General features: G+C 73.3%; 16 protein-coding genes. 9 read left to right on the top strand and 7 right to left on the bottom strand.

The window, feature by feature from the left end:
* Positions 1-95 precede the first annotated feature (95 nt).
* Positions 96-740: a TetR family transcriptional regulator gene (locus ACFWBN_RS26520; RefSeq protein WP_385179738.1), complete on the bottom strand. Its 645-nt coding sequence runs from the start codon at positions 738-740 to the stop codon at positions 96-98.
* Positions 741-924: 184 nt separating this feature from the next.
* Here ACFWBN_RS26520 and ACFWBN_RS26525 point away from each other — a divergent pair, with 184 nt between their 5' ends.
* Entirely contained in the window at positions 925-2157 is a 1233-nt protein-coding gene (locus tag ACFWBN_RS26525) for an acyl-CoA dehydrogenase family protein (RefSeq protein ID WP_385179916.1), read from the top strand.
* Positions 2158-2397: 240 nt separating this feature from the next.
* Here ACFWBN_RS26525 and ACFWBN_RS26530 read toward each other — a convergent pair whose 3' ends face one another.
* Together ACFWBN_RS26530 and ACFWBN_RS26535 are read right to left on the bottom strand one after the other, a co-directional pair.
* On the bottom strand, positions 2398-3129 hold the full coding sequence (locus ACFWBN_RS26530; protein WP_385179741.1) for a hypothetical protein: 732 nt from the start codon (positions 3127-3129) through the stop codon (positions 2398-2400).
* Between the two features lie 63 nt (positions 3130-3192).
* Positions 3193-3630, bottom strand: coding sequence for an SRPBCC family protein (locus tag ACFWBN_RS26535; protein WP_385179744.1), 438 nt, complete (start codon positions 3628-3630; stop codon positions 3193-3195).
* Between the two features lie 155 nt (positions 3631-3785).
* On the opposite strand from ACFWBN_RS26535, the gene ACFWBN_RS26540 reads away from it, so the two are divergent.
* A complete protein-coding gene (locus ACFWBN_RS26540) occupies positions 3786-3971 on the top strand; it encodes a DUF5999 family protein (protein WP_385179745.1) in 186 nt (61 codons plus the stop codon).
* 156 nt (positions 3972-4127) lie between these two features.
* Here ACFWBN_RS26540 and ACFWBN_RS26545 read toward each other — a convergent pair whose 3' ends face one another.
* The gene (locus tag ACFWBN_RS26545) at positions 4128-6224 is read right to left on the bottom strand and encodes an ATP-binding protein (RefSeq protein ID WP_385179748.1); all 2097 of its coding nucleotides are present in this window, start codon (positions 6222-6224) and stop codon (positions 4128-4130) included.
* A 62-nt stretch (positions 6225-6286) separates the two neighbouring features.
* Positions 6287-7243 carry a fibronectin type III domain-containing protein gene (locus ACFWBN_RS26550; RefSeq protein ID WP_385179751.1) on the bottom strand — a complete coding sequence of 319 codons (957 nt, stop codon included), beginning with the start codon at positions 7241-7243 and terminating at the stop codon, positions 6287-6289.
* A 194-nt stretch (positions 7244-7437) separates the two neighbouring features.
* On the opposite strand from ACFWBN_RS26550, the gene ACFWBN_RS26555 reads away from it, so the two are divergent.
* The 7 genes from ACFWBN_RS26555 to ACFWBN_RS26585 all read left to right on the top strand — a co-directional run bounded on the left by ACFWBN_RS26555 (position 7438) and on the right by ACFWBN_RS26585 (position 14529).
* Positions 7438-9030 (top strand): ABC transporter substrate-binding protein, encoded by a 1593-nt coding sequence (locus tag ACFWBN_RS26555; RefSeq protein WP_385179753.1) that lies wholly within the window; start codon positions 7438-7440, stop codon positions 9028-9030.
* 50 nt (positions 9031-9080) lie between these two features.
* Positions 9081-10046, top strand: a complete 966-nt coding sequence (locus ACFWBN_RS26560) for an ABC transporter permease (RefSeq protein WP_385179919.1) — start codon at positions 9081-9083, stop codon at positions 10044-10046.
* Positions 10039-10902 (top strand): ABC transporter permease, encoded by an 864-nt coding sequence (locus ACFWBN_RS26565; protein ID WP_385179755.1) that lies wholly within the window; start codon positions 10039-10041, stop codon positions 10900-10902. The genes ACFWBN_RS26560 and ACFWBN_RS26565 overlap by 8 nt, the downstream gene beginning before the upstream one ends.
* A 47-nt stretch (positions 10903-10949) precedes the next feature.
* A complete protein-coding gene (locus ACFWBN_RS26570; protein WP_385179922.1) occupies positions 10950-11840 on the top strand; it encodes an ABC transporter ATP-binding protein in 891 nt (296 codons plus the stop codon).
* Positions 11833-12492: an ABC transporter ATP-binding protein gene (locus ACFWBN_RS26575; protein ID WP_385179758.1), complete on the top strand. Its 660-nt coding sequence runs from the start codon at positions 11833-11835 to the stop codon at positions 12490-12492. The genes ACFWBN_RS26570 and ACFWBN_RS26575 overlap by 8 nt, the downstream gene beginning before the upstream one ends.
* A 99-nt stretch (positions 12493-12591) precedes the next feature.
* Positions 12592-12786 carry a hypothetical protein gene (locus ACFWBN_RS26580; protein ID WP_385179762.1) on the top strand — a complete coding sequence of 65 codons (195 nt, stop codon included), beginning with the start codon at positions 12592-12594 and terminating at the stop codon, positions 12784-12786.
* Positions 12787-12951: 165 nt separating this feature from the next.
* The gene (locus ACFWBN_RS26585) at positions 12952-14529 is read left to right on the top strand and encodes a hypothetical protein (protein WP_385179765.1); all 1578 of its coding nucleotides are present in this window, start codon (positions 12952-12954) and stop codon (positions 14527-14529) included.
* 52 nt (positions 14530-14581) lie between these two features.
* On the opposite strand, the gene ACFWBN_RS26590 is transcribed toward ACFWBN_RS26585, so the two are convergent.
* Positions 14582-15199: a cytochrome b/b6 domain-containing protein gene (locus tag ACFWBN_RS26590; protein ID WP_385179768.1), complete on the bottom strand. Its 618-nt coding sequence runs from the start codon at positions 15197-15199 to the stop codon at positions 14582-14584.
* Positions 15183-15836, bottom strand: a complete 654-nt coding sequence (locus ACFWBN_RS26595) for a molybdopterin-dependent oxidoreductase (RefSeq protein ID WP_385179924.1) — start codon at positions 15834-15836, stop codon at positions 15183-15185. The genes ACFWBN_RS26590 and ACFWBN_RS26595 overlap by 17 nt, the downstream gene beginning before the upstream one ends.
* Positions 15837-15962: the final 126 nt, after the last annotated feature.

The raw sequence follows: 15962 nt of genomic DNA on the forward strand, positions 1-15962 counted from the left end.
GGCGGAGCCCCAGGAACCCGGCTCCGCCGGGCACCGGGCTCCGCCCGGACCCGCGCCTCAAACGCCGGCGAGGCTGACTTTGGCTCCGGCGGGGCTCAGAAGCCCGGGCCGTCCTCGCGGTTGCCGGCGGTGGCCAGGCGGCCCCAGAGGAGGTCGGTGAGGCCGGTGACGAGTTCCGCGCGCTCGCAGGGGCGTTCGCCGAGCCACCAGTCGCCCGCGGCGTGCATCATGCCGACGATGCCGTGGCCCCAGACGCGGGCCAGGCGTTCGCCGCCGGGGCCCAGGTCCACGCGTTCGCCGATGACCTTGGCCAGCTCCTCGCCGAGGCGTCGCAGCAGCGGGGCCGAGTGCAGGCCGACGTCGAAGCCGCGCTCGGCGCTCTGGGAGTCCTCCGCCGGGTGCATCAGGAAGCGGTAGACCTGGGGGCGGGCCTCGATGGCGGCGAGGTAGGTGTCGAGGGTGGACTCCACCCGGCGGCGCCGCTCGGCCGGGGCGTCGAGCGCCGCCCGCAGGGAATCGAGCAGGGCGTCCGTGTGCCGGACGGCGAGGGCCTGGTAGAGGCCGGCCTTGTCCCCGAAGTGGCGGTAGAGGATGGGCTTGGTGATGCCGGCCTCGGCCGCGATGGCGTTCATGGAGGCCTTGGGGCCGTCCCTGAGCACGACCCGGTCGGCCGCTTCGAGCAGCTCCCGCCGCCGGCGCTCGGCCGCTCCCGGCTCGCCTGCGTGCTGCGTGGTCTCCATGATGTGTTTCTCTCCCCGCCCGTGCGATGTGCGTGACGCCCACGCAACGTAACACCCCGCACACCTCGACCAGCGAAACCGGCAGTGCTTGACAGTGCTTACTGACCGGTAACACACTGTGGTCATCGTGCAGGTTACCGCTAGTAACCTGCGCATGGACGAGCACAGAACAGGTGGAGGGGACATGGCGGAGTTCACCATGGAGCTCAACGACGACCAGAAGCAGGTACAGGACTGGATCCACGGCTTCGCCGCCGATGTCATCCGTCCCGCCGCCGCGGAATGGGACGAGCGCGAAGAGACTCCCTGGCCCGTCATCCAGGAAGCGGCCAAGGTCGGCATCTACTCGCTGGACTTCTACGCCCAGCAGTTCTTCGACCCCACGGGCCTCGGCATCCCGATGGCGATGGAGGAGCTCTTCTGGGGCGACGCCGGCATCGCCCTGTCCATCGTCGGCACCGGGCTCGCGGCCATCGGCGTCGTGGCGAACGGCACCGAGGAGCAGATCGGCACCTGGATCCCGCAGATGTACGGCACCCCGGACGACGTGAAGGTCGCCGCCTTCTGCTCCTCCGAGCCGGACGCGGGCTCCGACGTCGGCTCCATGCGTACGCGGGCCGTCTACGACCAGGCCAAGGACGAGTGGGTGCTCAACGGCACCAAGACCTGGGCGACCAACGGCGGTATCGCCAACGTCCACATCGTCGTCGCCGTCGTCGACCCGGAGCTGGGCACCAAGGGCCACGCCTCCTTCATCGTGCCGCCGAACACCCCGGGACTGTCCCAGGGCCAGAAGTTCAAGAAGCACGGCATCCGCGCCTCGCACACCGCCGAGGTGGTGCTGGAGGACGTACGGGTCCCCGGCTCCTGCCTGCTCGGCGGCAAGGAGAAGCTGGACGAGCGGCTGGCGCGGGCCCATGAGCGGGCGCGCAGCGGCGGGGCGGGCGAGCGCGTGAAGAACGCCGCCATGGCCACCTTCGAGGCCTCCCGGCCGGCGGTCGGGGCGATGGCGGTGGGCACCGCGCGCGCGGCGTACGAGGTCGCCCTGGACTACGCGAAGACGCGGACGCAGTTCGGCCGGCCGATCATCGACAACCAGGGCGTGGCCTTCCAGCTCGCCGACATGCGGACGCAGATCGACGCGGCGCGGCTGCTGGTGTGGCGGGCCTCCTGGATGGCGGTCGCGGGCCGGCCGTTCACCTCGGCGGAGGGCTCCATGTCCAAGCTCTTCGCGAGCGAGGTCGCGAAGAAGGTGACCGCGCAGGCGGTCCAGATCCTCGGCGGGAACGGGTTCACCCGGGAGTACCCGGTGGAGCGGATGCACCGCGACAGCGCGATCTACACGATCTTCGAGGGGACGAGCGAGATCCAGCGGCTGGTGATCGCGCGGACGATCTCCGACATGCCGATTCGCTAGGCGCTGTGCCTTGGGGGTTGGGGGTTGGGCCCGGCCCCGGGTTCCGGTGGTTCGGGTGCGGCGCCGTTGCGGGGGCTCCGCCCCCGAGCCCCCGCGCCTCAAACGCCGGCGGGGCTGGATGTGGGCCCCCGCGCCTCAATCGCCGGCGGGGCTGGATGTGGGCCCCCGCGCCTCAAACGCCGGCGGGGCTGGTAGTGGTCCGGGGCGGGGCTGGAGGTGGCTCGGGTGCGGCGCCGCACCTCAGTGCAGGGGTGCGAGGCAGTTCGTGGCGGTGCCGTTCGGGCCGTACTTGAGGTCGGCGTAGTACTCGCCGTCCGCGCAGGTCGTCCCGGGCTGGAGCAGGCGGGTGACGCGGTACTCCGCATCCGCCGAACCGCAGGGCGCGACGACCAGCTGCTGGTCGCTCCAGTCGCCCACGTTGCGTACGCACTGCCCCACCGTCAGCGTCGTCGGCTCGTCGTCACCGGCCACCAGGCCGATCACCAGGAGCGCGGGCAGCGCGAGGAGGACGAGCAGTGCCGGCACGAGGGCGAGCAGGGCCGGGGTCCGGCGCCACAGCGGCTTGCCCGGGTCGAGCGGTGGTCGGAAGCCGCCCACCGGAGGCGCGAGCCTGCGGAAGGCCGCGCGCGGGCCGAGGTTCACCAGCAGGGTCACCGGCGTGATGAACAGGGACAGCGGACCCCACCAGCCCTGCCACAGCGTGTCCGAGGACATGCGGCGGTAGGTGCTGAGTCCGCAGTCGCGGCAGAACGGCCCGCGCAGGCTCAGGAACCGCATCAGCACGATCATGCCCTGGTGGCCGCGCACGGTCGCGGGTGCGGCGGGCCAGGCCCCGCACAGACGGCAGCCGGGCGGCCCCGGCTGCGGGTGGGTGCCGTACGCGCCCTGCTGCGGGACGGGCGGGACCGGCGGGACGGCGTACGGGTTCGGGTACGGGCCGGCGCCCTGCTGCGGCGGTGGCGGAGTGGCCACGGAGATCTCCTCGGTCGCGTAGTGATCACCGGCGCGGCGATCACGGCACCCTAGCCCGCGGCTTCAGGGGGCCAGCAGCCGGGCGACGGCCCGCCCGAAGAGGAACCGTCCCGCCGCGGCGACCGCGGGATCCAGGGCGCGGGGGAGGCCGCGCAGGCGCAGGTCCTCGCGCCAGTGGACCTCCGAGCCGTCCGCCGCGAGGGGGCGGATCTCGATCTCCGCCCAGCCCGTCACCGCGCGGCCTCGTTTCTCCAGGCGGACCAGACCCGGGGTGTCCGGCGCCGGCGGGCGCCAGACGGTGACTTCCATCGGGTCGTCGAATGTGATCCTGCCCACGCCCGTGCGCGCCGTGAAGATCGTCCCGACGCCCGTCGGAGGCGGCGTCGCGATGATCGTCCGCGTGAGGGGGACCTGCGCCCCGTGGCGCTCCCAGTCCGTCAGCCGCAGCCACGCCTCGGGAGCCGGCAGGCGGGTACGGTGAACGATCCGGATAGCGGGCATGAGCGCATGGTAATCGGGCATACACACCCTGAACTGGACCGCGAATATGGGTTCCGTCCGGGGGTGGCGATCAGCAATACTCACCGCCACCGTGGATCGCGGATTCGACCGGGTGACCACCGGCCCTCCCGCCCCACTTTGCGAGGAGGTGCGCCATGTGCTCCCACCAGCCCCCCTGCCCTGCCGCAGAGAGCCCAGACCACGATGCCGCCCGCACCGTGGCCTCCCACCCCGAACAGGGTTGGAGCCTGCTCTGCAACGGTGTGGTGATCTTCGACGACACCGGTGAACTGCTCCCCGAAGGCCGAACGGTGGAACCCCGCCGCCCGGCCCTGGTCTGAGCGAGGAGGCAGCATGCGCCAGCAGCTGATCCGCAAGCCCGTTCCCAAGCCCGCCCCCCGAGACCTGGACCTGCGCACACCGTCGGGCAGACCCCTCCCGTACTGACGGGAGGCCAGGTGTCGGACCAGGAGTTAATGACGTCCACCGGCTGCTGTTCAGCCGGTGGACGAAGCCGCCCCGCCCCGGAACGCCGTCTCGTAGGCGGCGTCGCCGATCGCCGCCCGGGCCTGCCGTTCGCCCTGGTCGCGCAGGGCCGTCAGCGAGGGTGAGCCCATCTGCGGCCGGCCCACCGTGCGCCACCAGGCGTGCCCGGTGCCCAGCAGGCGCGCCGCCAGTTCCCCGTCGCCCAGCGCGGCCACCGCCGCCGCCAGCAGGTCCAGGCCCAGGGCGATCCCGAAGCGGTCCCCGAGCAGCCGCTTCCCCGACAGCATGGCCCGCACGTGCCGGGCCGCCTCCCCGTGCTCGCCCAGGCCCAGCGCGGCCACCGCCAGGACGTAGTCGGCGTAGGCGCGCAGCCAGCGCTCGCCCAGCTCCGCGCAGGTCTCCCGCAGGGCTCGCGCCTCCTCCATCGCCTCCTCGAAGCGCCGCAGGTCGCACAGGGCGTAGGCGGTGGCCAGCTTGCACAGCAGCCAGCCGGGAGCGCTCGTCCGGCCGCCGTGGCCCGCCCGCGCCCGTGGACCCGCCAGCGCGAGGGCCCGTACCGGATCGCCCGGCATCAGCACCGACACGGCCTGCAGATAGGCCGCGCGCAGCTCCCGCTCGGGATCCGCCAGCCGGGCCGCGCCGCGCGTGCACTCCTCGCCGACCCGCCCGGCGGCGGCCATGTCGCCCTGGAGCAGGGCCGTGAGGCCCAGCGCCCACAGGGCCTGGTTGTACGCGGCTCCCGTGGGCGGGGAGGCCCGCAGCGCCCGTTCCAGGAAGCCCCGGCCCTCGTGCACGTGCCCGCACGCGAACCAGTAGAACCACAGCGCCCCGGCCATCTCCAGCGCCACCGCCGGGTCGGAGCCCAGCAGGTGCTCCAGGGCCGTGCGCATCTGCGCGTGCTCGGCGGTCATCCTGCGGTACCAGTCCACCTGCCCCGGCCCCAGCCAGCCCCGGTCGGCGGCCTGGGCGAGCGCGGTGTACCAGTGGGCGTGCCGGTCGGCGACGATCCGTGTCTCGGCGAGCTCGTCGAGCCAGTCGTGCCCGTACTCGCGGATCGTGTCCAGCATCCGGTAGCGGGCCCCGGCGCCCCGCTCCTCGGTGCGGCGGACCACGGACTTCGCGACCAGGCCCGCCAGCACCCGTTCCACCCGGGAGGCGGGCAGCGGGCCGCCCGCGCACACGGCGCGGGCCGCGGCGACGTCGAAGTCCCCGGTGAAGACCGACAGCCGGGCCCACAGCAGCCGTTCCAGCGGCTCGCACAGCTCGTGGCTCCAGCCGATCGTGGTCCGCATCGTCTGGTGCCGGGGCAGCAGGGTGGACCGGGTGTCGGACAGCACGTCGAAGCGCGCGCCGATCCGCTCGGCCATCTGCTCCAGCGACCAGAGCCGCATCCGGGCTCCGGCGAGTTCCAGGGCGAGCGGGATGCCGTCGAGGCGGCGGCACAACTCGGCCGCGACCGAGGTCTGTTCCGGGTCCTCGAAGCAGGCCGCCGCCTGCGGGGTCGCGGCCAGGGCGCTGCTGCGGAAGAGGGCGAGGGCGTCGCTGTCGGGTCCCTCGCAGGGCAGCGGGCGGATCTCGACGACCTCCTCGCCGGGTGAGCCGAGCGGCTCCCTGGAGGTGACCAGGACCGTCAACCCGGGAGCGGACTGGAGGAGTTCACCCACCAGGTGGCGGCATTCGGCCACCATGTGCTCGCAGGTGTCCAGGACGAGGAGGAGGTTCTTGTCGGCCATCCATGCGCACAGCTCCTCGTCGAGGGGGCGCGGGGAGTGGTCGGCGAGACCCACGGTGTGGGCGACGGTCGCGGTCAGCAGGCCGGGGTCGCGCAGCGGCGACAGCTCCACCCACCAGACGCCGTCGGGCCGCGCCTGGCCGGCGGCGGCGACGGCCCGCAGGGCGATCCGGGACTTGCCGACGCCGCCCACGCCGGTGAGCGTGGTCAGCCTCCGGTGGCGCAACAGGTCGTCGAGGTAGGCCAGTTCGTGCTCCCGGCCGATGAATCCGGCCGGTTCTGGCGGCAGGTTTCCCGGCGTGGCGCCGGCGGCCGGCGCGAGGTCGCCGTCCGAGGAATCTGCCTGATTGTTGTTGACCGAGTACTCACCGAACACGGATGTATTGTGCGTGATCTTCTTTCCCGGCAGGGGCGTTCAGGCCAGATCGTTGCGCGGGCTCACGCCACGAGGGTGATCCGGCGCTCCGCCGAGAAGGCCCCCCAGTTGCCGTCGGGCAGGCGTGCGCGCAGTTTGACGGCCCAGACGGTACCGGTGGGCTCGGTCACGGTGAGCCGGTGCTCGGCCCGGCCGCCGGGTACGGCGCCGGCGCCGAACTGGATGACGGTGGTGGCCTTTCCGTTGACGTACAGCTCGTACTCGCTGGTCTCGCGGCCGGTGTCCGGGGCGGTCCAGGCGAGGGTGACCGCGCCGGGGGAGGCGGTGGCCGTGAACTCGGCGGGCGCGGTGTTCGGGCCGTCGCCGGAGGCGGGCGGGGTCGTCACGTCGACCGGCGGGCCGTCGGGGGAGGAGTTGTCCGCGCCGTCGCGGGCCCGCACGGTGAAGGTGTACACGGTGTCCGGCTGGAGGCCGCCCAGCGCGGTGCCGCTCTCGCCGGGGCCTGCGGTGTGGATCCGGACGCCGCCCTGGTAGACGTCGTACGCCGTCACGCCCGTGTCGTCCGTCGCCGCCGACCAGGACACCCAGGCGGACCGGGGTCCGGTCGCCCGGGCGGTGGTGGCGGCAGGGGCGGTGGGGGCCCGGAGGTCCTCCGCCTTGGCCGCGAGGGTGGTGGCCCGGGCGGCGGGGGCGGCCGCGGAGAGGTTCCCGGCGGCGTCCTCGGCCTTGACGGTGAAGGCGTAGCCGGTCTGCGGGGTGAGGCCGGTGATGTCCACCATGGTCTTGTCGGCCGGGAGTTCCCGTACCAGGCGGTCGCCCTCGAAGACCTGGTAGCCGGTCACCCCGTCGCGTTCCGCGGCCGCGTTCCACATGACGTGCACGGTGGAGGCGCTGCCGGCCTGCGCGGTGAGCCCGGCGGGGGCGGGCGGGGGCTCGGTGTCGGGCGCGGTGCAGGCGGCCGGGCCGCCGAGGGCCAGGCAGAGCAGGAGCGTCGGTGCGGTGTGTCGGGCGTGGTGCACGGGGTGCCTTCCTCCGCTTCCGCGTAAAGGTCTAGACATGTATGGCACGAGGGGGCCGGGCCGGGCAAGCCCCGTGCGGCGGGCCCGGGCCGAGGTGCGGGTGATGTGGGCCGGTTCGTCTTCCTATCGGCCTGTCTGGCATTATTGCGAGCTCTTTGCAATAACAGTTGATCATAAACAGGGATGTGCGCAGCATGACGGCCCGGACAGCACGGGGAGTGGCCGCGGCGACGCTGGCGGCCGCACTCATCACGGGCGTGGCGGCCTGCTCGAACCCCCACCCCGCGGGAGGCGGCCCGGCGGATTCCGCCGTCGTCGGCATCGCCACCGAGCCGGAGAGCCTGAGCCCCCTGCTCGGCTACGGCAAGGACGGCAACTCCAAGATCTTCGACGGGCTGCTCGCGCACGACGCCGGCATGAAACTGAAGCCCGCCCTGGCCGAGGCCCTGCCGGAGGTCTCCGCGGACGGGCTCGCGTACACCTACAAGCTGCGCCAGGGCGTGAAGTTCAGCGACGGAGCGCCCTTCTCCGCCAAGGACGTCGTCTTCACCTACCGGACCATCCTGGACGCGAAGACGAACAACGCCTCCAAGACCGAGCTCGACGCGGTCGCGGGCGTCGAGGCGCGCGGCGAGGACACGGTCGTCTTCACCCTGAAGTACCCCTACGCCCCGTTCGCCGAGCGAACCGTGCTGCCCATCGCCCCCGAGCACATCGCCGGCCGGCAGGACGTGAACAGCGGCGACTTCGCCACCCACCCCGTCGGCACCGGCCCGTACGTGCTCACCGGCTGGTCCAAGGGCGAGAAGCTCAGCTTCAAGGCGAACCCCGGCTACTGGGGCGGCGAGCCCGCGGTGAAGAGGTTCACCATGGCCGTCATCAAGGACGACGACGTCCGCGCCACCCGGCTGCGCTCCGGCGAGCTGGACGGCGCCATCCTGCCGCCCAACCTCGCCGAGACCTTCGCGAAGGACGCGGCGCGCGAGGTCCTCGCCGCCAAGACCTTCGACTACCGCAACGTCACGCTGCCGACGCACCACCCCGTCACCGGCGACGTGGCGGTCAGGCGGGCGCTCGACATCGCCGTGGACCGCGAGGCCATGGTCGACAAGCTCCTGGAGGGCGCCGGCAAGGCCGCCTACGGCCCGGTCCCGACGGACAGTCCGTGGTTCACCGCCGGCACCGAGCGCCCGTACGACCTCGACCGGGCGAAGAGGATCCTCGACGACGCCGGCTGGAAGAGCGGCGAGGACGGCATCCGCGTCAAGGACGGGGTCCGCGCCTCCTTCCCGCTCTGGTACACCTCCGGCGACAAGATCCGCCAGGACCACGCGCTCGCCTTCGCCTCCGACGCCAAGAAGGCCGGCATCGAGGTCAAGGCCGAGGCCGGTACCTGGGAGGTCATCGAGCCGCGGATGAAGACCGACGCCGTCCTCGCGGGCGGCGGCTCGCCGGCCGACCCCGACTTCGACCAGTACCAGCTGCTCACCTCCTCGCTCGGCGGCGACGGCTTCAACAACATGGCCCGGTACGAGAACCCGGCCGTCGACGCCGCGCTCCTGGACGGGCGCAAGAGCGGTGACCCGGCGGCGCGCAAGGCCGCCTACGACACCGTGCAGCGCGAGCTCGTGAAGGACCCCGGCTACGTCTTCCTCACCCACATCGACCACCTGTACGTCGTGAACGACAAGTGGGAGGGCCTCACCACCCAGGTCGAGCCGCACGACCACGGCCTCGGCTCCGGCCCGTGGTGGAACGTCGAGAGCTGGAAGCCGAAGCAGAAGTGAGCCGTGTGAGCCGCGTGAGCCGCGTGAGTCGTGTGAGCCGCGCCGGGCCGATGGCGCGCATGGCCGGGCGGCGGGCGCTGTTCGCCGTCCCGGTCCTGCTCACCGTCACCTTCGGGGTGTTCGCCATCGCCGCGCTGTCCCCCTTCGACCCCGTGAAGGCCTACGCCGGCACCGCCGGACTCACCGCCTCGCAGGCCGAGCTCGACCAACTGCGCGCCAACCTCGGCGTGGACCGGCCGCTGGTCACCCGGTGGTGGGACTGGCTCACCTCGGCGCTCACCGGCGACCTCGGGACCTCCTCCGTCCTGCGCGCGCCCGTCGCCGACGTCATCGCCGAGCGGGTGGGCTGGTCGGCGCTGCTCGCCGGCTGCGCCTTCGCGGTCGCCGTGCTCGCGGGCACGGTGCTCGGGGTACTGGCCGCGCGCCGGCCGGGCGGGTGGCTGGACCGGGGCGCGACCTCGCTCGCCTACACCCTGGAGGCCGCCCCCGCCTTCTGGCTCGGGCTGCTCGCCATCTGGTTCTTCTCGGTGCGCCTCGGCGTGCTGCCCGCCGGCGGACTGACCGACGCGGGCAGCGACGTGGTCACCTTCGGGCAGGTCGCCCCGCACCTGGTGCTCCCCGCGCTGGTCCTCGGAGTCTCCCAACTCCCCTGGTTCTTCCTGTACGTGCGCCAGGGCGTGGCCGAAGCGCTGGAGGAGGACCCCGTACGCGGCGCCCGCGCGCGGGGCCTCGCGGAGCGGACCGTCCTGCTCGGGCACGGGCTGCGCTCCGGCATGCTGCCGATGCTGACGCTGATCGGCTCCCGGGTGCCGGAACTGATCACCGGCGCGCTGCTGGTGGAGACCGTCTTCAGCTGGCCCGGCATCGCGGCCGCGACCGTACAGGCCGCCACCTCGGTGGACTTCCCGCTGCTGGCGGCACTGACCGTGCTGGCCACGGCGGCGGTGCTCGCCGGGAACCTGCTGTCCGACCTGCTGTACGGGCTGGCGGACCCGAGGGTGGGTTTCGATGGCTGACACCGTGTGGCGGCCCGCCGGGCGGGCACGGCGCTCGACGCGGACCCTGCGCGTGCGGACCTCGGCGGCCGTCGTGGCGCTGATCGTGCTGGCGGTCCTGCTGGTCCCGCCGCTGGCCCAGCTGGACCAGCAGGCGGTCGACTTGTCGGCAAAACTCCAGCCGCCCTCGTGGGCCCACCCCTTCGGCACCGACGACGTCGGCCGCGACCTGCTGCTGCGCTGCGTGTACGGACTGCGGGTCTCGCTGCTGGTCGGCCTGGTGGCGGCGCTGGTCGCCACCGTCATCGGCACGGCCGTGGGGGCGGCCGCGGGCGCGCTCGGCGGCTGGACGGACCGGGTGGTCATGCGGGCGGTGGACACGCTGTCCTCGATCCCGCACCTGCTGCTCGGCATCTTCATCGTGGCGATGTTCCGCCCGGGCGTCTGGCCGGTGGTGGCCTCCGTGGCCGTCACCCACTGGCTGTCGACGGCCCGGATCGTCCGCGCCGAGGTGCTGTCGCTGCGCGGGCGCCCCTACGTGGACGCGGCCATATCCGGCGGCGCCTCGCGGTGGCGGGTCGCCGTACGCCACCTGGTGCCCGGGATCCTCCCGCAGGCGGGCCTGGCCGCCGTGCTGATGATCCCGCACGCGATGTGGCACGAGTCGGCCCTGTCCTTCCTGGGGCTGGGCCTGCCCGCGCACCAGGCCAGCCTGGGCAACCTCGTCCAGACGGCGCGCGGTTCCCTGCTCGCCGGCGACTGGTGGCCCACCCTCTTCCCCGGGCTGCTCCTGATCGTCCCGACGCTCGCCATCGCCGGCCTCGCGGGCGCCTGGCGCGACCGCATCAACCCCCGCCGCCCGGAGCCGACCCTGTGACCCCCGCCCCCGTCCTGACCGTCGACGGGCTGTCCGTCCGCTTCCGCATGCCGGCGGGCCGGTACGTCGAGGCCGTCACCGACGCCCGCTTCCGCCTTTCTGCGGGCGAGTGCCTCGCCCTCGTCGGCGAGAGCGGCTGCGGCAAGTCCGTGCTCGCCTCCGCCCTGCTCGGCCTGCTCCCCGGCAACGCCCAGACCGCCGGGTCGGCCCGGCTCGCCGACGGGCTGGACCTGCTCGCCGCCGACGAGCGCACCCTCGCCCGGACCGTACGGGGCCGCCGCGTCGGCCTGGTCCCGCAGAGCCCGGCGGCGCACCTCACCCCGGTCCGCACCGTCCGGGCCCACCTGGAGGAGACCGTCCGCGCGCTGACGGGCGTCCGCGGGAGCGGCCTGCGCGAGGCGGCGGAGGCCGCGGCCGAGCGGGCCGCCTTCCCCGCCACCCACCTCGACCACCACCCCCACCAGCTCTCCGGCGGCCTCGCCCAGCGCGCCGCCACCGCCCTCGCCCTCGTCGGCGACGCACCGCTGCTGCTCGCCGACGAGCCGACCACCGGCCTGGACCGGGACCTCGTCCACCGCACCGTCGACGAGCTGCGCGCCCACACCCGCGACGCCGGCCGGGCCCTGCTGCTGATCACCCACGACCTCGCGGCGGCCGAGCGGATCGCCGACACCGTCGCCGTCATGTACGCCGGGCGGATCGTCGAAATCGCCCCGGCCGAGGCCTTCTTCGGCACGCCCGGACCCCGCCACCCCTACGCCCGCGGCCTGCTCGACGCCCTCCCCGAGCGCGCCTTCACCCCCATCCCCGGCGCCCCGCCCGAGCTCGGCGCGCTCCCGGCCGGCTGCGCCTTCGCCGCCCGCTGCGCCTCCGCGGACCGGACCTGCCGCGCCGAGCGGCCCGCGCTCACCGAAGGGGTGGCCTGCCACCATGCTTGAGCTCAAGGACATCACCGCGGGCTACGACCGCCGCGCCCCCGTCGTCCGCGGCGCGCACCTCACCCTGCGGCCCGGCGAGTCCCTCGGCCTGCTGGGGCCCAGCGGCTGCGGCAAGTCCACCCTCGCCCGGGTCGCCGCATTGCTGCACCGTCCCGACCGGGGGACCGTGGCCCTCGACGGCCGCGCCGTGACGGCGTTCGCCCACCGGGCCCCGCGCTCCCTGCGCATCAGCGTCGGCCTCGTCTTCCAACAGCCCCGACTCTCCGCGGACCCCCGCCTCAGGCTGCGCGACCTCGTCGCGGAACCCCTCCGCGCGACGGGCCGCCGTAAGGAAGTGGAAGCCAGGGTCGCCGAGTTGACGGAACGTGTCGGCCTCGGCCGTGATCTGCTCACCCGCCGTCCCCACGAGGTCAGCGACGGCCAGCTGCAACGCGCCTGTCTGGCCCGGGCCCTGGTGCTGCGGCCGCGCTGGCTCGTCTGCGACGAGATGACCGCGATGCTCGACGCCTCCACCACGGCCGCCCTGGTCGGGGTGGTCGAGGAGTACCGCGCCGAGACCGGCGCCGGGCTCCTCGCCGTCGGTCACGATCCGGTCCTGCTCGGCCGCTGGTGCGACCGTACGACCCACTGGGACGAGATCGTCAAGGACTGACCGCCCGTCACGGACGGTCAACACCCGTACGGCGGACACGTCTTTCGCCCGGAGCCACCCCTCCCTGCGCCACCATGGGCGCCGAGTAAGGAGGTTTCGATGGTGATTTCGCTCTCCGTGGTCGTCCTGCTCCTCATCCTCGCCTGGATCTTCGTACGCAGCGGCGGCCTCAAGTTCTCGCACGCCGTCGTCTGCGTGCTGCTCGGCTTCTACCTGGCGAGCAGCAGCATGGCCGCGACCATCCACGACGGCCTGACGGCCACCGCGAACGTGGTCTCGGGACTGAGGCCGTAGGGGGTGCGCCGGGGGTCTCCACCCCCGAAACCTTGATCAACTGTTGCGCCTTCGTGAATCATCCGGCTCTTCCATGGACTCCTCGGGCAGTGCGATCTAGCGTCTGGCGGCGGCGCGATGTCATACGCACTGTCAATACAACTGAAGAGACAGGAGGAAGCCCGGATGTTCCGAAGAGCGCTGAACTGCGCTGTGGTACCGGTCATCGCCGCCTTCACGGTGATCTACGGAGTCTCGCCGGCCCAGGCCGACGAGATACCCAAGGCCCCCGGCCACCGCCTGGTCGGCCACTACGACGGCAGCCCCGCGGCAGCCGCTGCGCTGCCCGGCGAAGCACCGCCGCAGCACCCCTTCCTCGCGCCCAACGGCCGCAGCGGCATGCACTCCGACGCGGCGGGCAGCGCCACCTCGCCCTGGTCCGGGCCGCTCGGCAAGGACCTCCGGGTGACCAGCGAGAAGATCGCCGCGCTCGGCGGCGAATGCGCCACCGCCACCTTCGACACGGCCGGCCGCCTGGTCACGGTGTGCGGCACCTTCTCGGGCTTCAAGGTCAAGCTCCTGGAGCCCCGTACGCTCGCCACGCTCGCGGAATACCAGCTCCCGCAGCGTTCCTCGACGGTCGAGGCGATCACCTCGCTCGACTTCGCGAAGATCTTCAAGGACACCTCGGGCGGCGCCTACTTCTACCTGGACAACCAGGACCGCGCCGTGCTGGCCGACTCCCGCCAGCACATCCTGCGCCTCGCACACTCGTGGACCCCCGATGAATCAGGCGGCAGCTGGAAGTTCACGGTCGACAACGACTGGGACCTCACCGGCCAGGTCCCGCACGACTGCGTCAGCTGGACCAACCTGCGGCCCAGCGGCACCTGCGACCCCGTCACCTCCGTCATGCCCGACTGGAACGGCCGCATCTGGTGGGTCACCCGCCAGGGCCGCGTCGGCACCGTGGACCCGGCGACCTCGCAGATCCGCTCCATCCGGCTGGAGGGCGAGGAGATCCAGAACTCCTTCTCGGTTGCCGAGGACGGGGTCTCCATCGTCTCCGACCACGCGCTCTACAGCTTCCGCGCCGCCGCCGACGGCACCCCCGAGGTGCAGTGGCGCCAGACGTACGACCGCGGCACCGGCACCAAGCCCGGCTCCGTGAACCAGGGTTCGGGCACCACCCCGGACCTCTTCGGCAACGGCTACGTCGCCATCACCGACAACGCCGACGACCGGATGAACGTCCTGGTCTACAAGCGGGGTGCGAGCGTCCCGGCGGACCAGCGGCTCGTGTGCAAGGTGCCCGTCTTCGGCTCCGGCGCCTCGACCACCGACAACTCCCTGATCACGTGGGGCAACAGCATCGTCGTCGAGAACAACTACGGCTACGAGAACCCCACCAGCCTGCTGCTCGGCAAGTCCGTCGTCGGCGGCGTCAGCCGCATCGACGTCCGCGCCGACGGCAGCGGCTGCGACACGGTGTGGGAGAGCGCGATCCGTGCTCCCTCCGTCGTCCCCAAGCTCTCCACCGCGAACGGGCTGCTCTACTTCTACGAGAAGGAGCCCAACCGCTGGGGCATCGACGCCTGGTACCTCACCGCGGTGGACTTCCGCACCGGTGAGCGCCGCTGGCGGCAGCTGACCGGCACGGGCCCGCTGTACGACAACAACTGGGCGCCGATCACCCTCGGCCCCGACGGTACGGCGTACGTCGGCGTCTTCAACGGCATCGTCGCGGTCCGCGACGGCGGCTGATCCCGCCCGCCGCCACCCTCGGGGGGACGAACCCCCGCCGCACGGCGGGGGCTCAGTCCTCGGGCCGCCACAGCGGGTGCTCGCGCTCGGCCCACTCCCGCCGGACCGAGCCGGTGCGCATGCCGCGCCGGGCCTCCGGATCGGCCAGGGCCTTGCCGATGTGCCCGGCGAGCACGATGCCGAGGACCAGGGCGAGCCAGTCGTGGACGAAGGTGGCGGCCGTCCGCCAGACGAGCGGGGCGAGCCCGGTGAACCACATCGGCAGCCCGGTCCCCAGCATCACCAGGACCGCTCCGGCCAGCCAGCCCGCGTACACCTTCTGCCCGGCGTTGAACTTCCCGGCGGGCCGCGGCCCCGTGCGGTCCCGGCGCAGTGCGGCCCGCAGCCACTGCCGGTCGTGCGGCCCGAAGCGGTTCAGCCGCCGCAGGTCGGCGCGGAAGGCGGGGGAGGCGAGGCCCAGCAGGAAGGGGAGCGGCAGCAGCAGCCCGGACCACTCGTGCACGACGACCACCAGGTGCCGGCGGCCCACCAGTTCCGCGAGCGGCGGCAGGTAGAGGCAGGCGGCGCCGGCCAGGCACACCAGGGCGAGCGCGGCCGTGGTCCGGTGGACCAGGCGCTCGGCGCGGCTGAAGCGGCGTACGCGCGCGGCGCGTTCAGACAGTAGGGGCATCGTCGCGTCCGTTCGACCGGCCGACCCAGGCGTCGACGTCATAGCCGAGTTCCTCCCAGTAGCCCGGCTCGACCTTCTCGGTGAGGGTGATCCCGGAGAGCCACTTGGCCGACTTGTAGAAGTACATCGGGGCGACGTACAGCCGGACCGGACCGCCGTGGCTGTGGCCCAGCGGCCGGTCCTGCATCCGCAGCGCCACCAGGACGTCGTCGCGGCGGGCCTGCGGGAGGGTGAGGCTCTCGGTGTACGTGCCGTCGAAGCAGTCGAAGCGGATGGCCCCGGCCTCGGGCCGCACCCCGGCGGCGTCCAGCAGCCGCCACAGCGGGACCCCCTCGAAGGGGGTCCCCGGGACCCGCCAGCCGGTCACGCACTGGACGTCCCGGACCACCCGGGTCTGCGGGAGCGCCCGCAGCGCGTCGAGGGTGTACTCCGCCGGGCGCTCGACGAGCCCGCCGACGGTCAGGCGGTAGTCCTCGGGGCCCCGTTCGGGGACGGAGGAGGCCACCGAGTAGTAGCGGAACCCGCCGCCGTTCGGCAGCAGCCCGCTGAGCCCGGTGGGGTCCTTGTCGGCGACGGCCTCGAAGCCGTGCTGCAGGTAGGGGGCGGTGACCAGCCCGGCCGCGCCGAGGCCGAGCATCCCCAGCACCAGCCGCCGCCCGACCGGGGTGCCCCGCCCGTCGGGGTCCGCACGCTCTTCTGTACTCACCCGCCGATTCGACCACCGCCGGTCCCCGGGCACCAGGGGCCGCGGCGGGACGTCAGA

It is taken from the genome of Streptomyces sp. NPDC059989 (genome assembly GCF_042736975.1).
Taxonomy (GTDB): Bacteria; Actinomycetota; Actinomycetes; order Streptomycetales; family Streptomycetaceae; genus Streptomyces.